At 51.9% G+C, this 2,518-nt stretch carries 1 protein-coding gene; it reads right to left on the bottom strand.

From position 1 onward, the window contains the following. Positions 1-404: 404 nt before the first annotated feature. Entirely contained in the window at positions 405-2,432 is a 2,028-nt protein-coding gene (locus tag ACOSYY_RS03525; protein ID WP_421660888.1) for a TonB-dependent receptor plug domain-containing protein, read from the bottom strand. Between the last annotated feature and the right edge of the window lie 86 nt (positions 2,433-2,518).

Below are 2,518 nucleotides of genomic sequence, written 5' to 3'. Positions count from 1 at the left end.
AAGACCCACCGAGAACGTACGTACACGCCAGCCAGAAAGAAGGTCGCCCATGAAGCGCTCGGCAAGTGCTCGAGAGGTGTGAAATGGTACCCTCGGGTGATTCCCATCAGTAGCACCAGGACGAAACCGATGATCACTTGTGTCCGCGCCGAAAATGCAAGCATGCGCGTTCTCCTTTCATTGCGTCTAGAGACCTTATGTCTTTAGCTCCGCGTCCGGTAATCACAACCTGTTGCATCGGAGGTCATTCCCTATATCGGCGTAGTCTGGATTCAGAACTCTATTGATCTCGTCAAGGACGACCATTGCTTTAGGTCAAATTTGCCAAGAACCCGCGAGTCTTCTTCCAAGCTTGCCGTGCGAATTCCGTGTCTCGTTCAGGATCTGGCATGCTTCATCTGAGGCTAGAGTGGCAGATCATAATTGATCCGCACGCCTCCAAAAATAGATCGAATTGGGGTTCCGAAGAATAGAACCTCCTCGTACTCCTCATTAAACATGTTATCGAAGCGCAAGTAGGCCTGGATGTGTTTCGTGACATCATAACTTGCGGACAGATTCCAGACGATAAACGATGGAGTCGCAAGACTGTTCCCTACGTTGCCGAACCGTTCTCCGACATATCGTCCCTCAAGATTCGCCAGCAAACCTTCCACCGGCTGATAGCTGATAACGGTTGAAATTTGATGAAGTGGCCACTTCGGAAGGCGCGCATCCGAACCGCTGGTGATATCCCGCGTTGCTGCGTAGGTATAATTGATGAATAAATCCAAGTTTTTTACCCATTGTTTGTCGCGAAGCACTTTTAACTTTGTGCTGACTTCCACACCTTCTGCTCTGGCCAAGCCGACATTCTGCGCGCAAAACCCAAACGAACCAGGTGCCGTGCAAACGGCCGGATCGAAAATAGACAAGATCAGATTGCGGTAACGCGTCCAAAAATATCCCACGCTGATGCTGCCTCGATCATTGGGTAGCGACTGTTCGATAGCTGCATCCAACGATTGGCTCTTTTCCGGCTGCAGATTCGGATTGCCGAACCCAGGGAAAAATAACTGATTGATTGTGGGCGCCCGAAAACCGGTGGAATAGCTGCCTCGAACCTTCGTTCCGGTTTCCTGATGCAGATACCCTCCAGTCACACGATAGGTTGTCGCGCTTCCAAATACATTGTACTCATCCTGCCGAATACCAGCCGTTCCGAACACGCGATCCCAGAGATTCAGCTGAGCTTCGCCAAACCCTGCATGACTACTGAGGGTCTTGTTCTCAAAGGTCGTCGTATTTGCCAGCAAGTCTCGATTGTCGCCTTTTTGCTCACGAAATTGATACCCAGCCATCAACAACAGCGGCTTGCCGATTTGAAAGTTGTGCTGCCATTCTATTCGATTGCTCGTTGATTCAATTTGAGACCTGAATGGGAACCCTATTGGTGCCGTTGCCCCGGTCACAAGATTACGTTCCACTGTGCCGCCGTCACTCACAAGATTATCCATCGCCCTTGACAAAGTCAGTTTTTGCGACCACCAGGTGGTAATGGGTTGCGCGTAGTCGCCTGCGAAAACGTATTGCGTACTTTGTGATCGCGCACCAAACACATCTGCCGGATCGGAAGCGAACGTGACGGGATTAAACGCAAATCCATCAAAATTGACAATGCCGTCCATCCAGCGAAAACTAAAGTCCAGCCGTCCATCTCTCGGCAGGTCTGCGCCCAGTCGAAGAGATCCCTGCCAGTTGTGATAGCCATCCCGCTCTGTCGCTCCTCGCCGATAGTTGATTGCCGAAAAGCCGGCCGTATCCAAACGCGTGATCGTTCCGGAAAAATCAATGGGTCCCTTTTTTCCCGAGAGGCCACCGCCTCCTCGAATCGTGTTGAATGATCCGTATTCAACGAATGCAGACACATTGGGTCTGTCTCGTCCGCGCTTCGTTGTAATATTGATCACACCACCCATCGCATCCGATCCCCACAGCATGCTCTGGCTCCCACGCAAAATTTCGATCCGCTCGATATTATCCGTGGTCAAATTGGCAAAATCGTAGGTCCCAATGGTGGCACTATTGACGATTGCGCCATCGATCAAGACGAGCGTCTGCTCCGGCGTGCCACCACGCATTCGTACATCGACCACCGTTCCAAGTCCGCCACTTTGAAAGACGGCAAGCCCCGACGACCACCGAAGCGCTTCCGCCACAGTTCTGATTTTTCGCTGTTGTATATCTTCGCCGGTGATGACCTCCACCGCGCTGGTGACATGTTTGGCCGGAATGGGGGTCTTGGTCGCGCTCACGACGACGTCAGGAACTTCGATGGGCTCCTCCTGTTCCGCCATCGCGATATCCTGGGCAAATGCCGAGAGAAGAGGGGAAAATATGCTGAATAGGAAAACAAGAAAACTGCACAACAAACACGAACGAACCTGACTCATGAAAACCTCCCTTTGACTCGAAGGGCGTCGATAATTCCGGCAGTCGGGTCTCCTGACTTGCGGCTCGTCGCTTCTCTGCGCCTTCC

This window comes from Nitrospira sp. BLG_2 (assembly GCF_049222245.1).
This window is presented reverse-complemented; position numbering and strand designations above follow the sequence as displayed.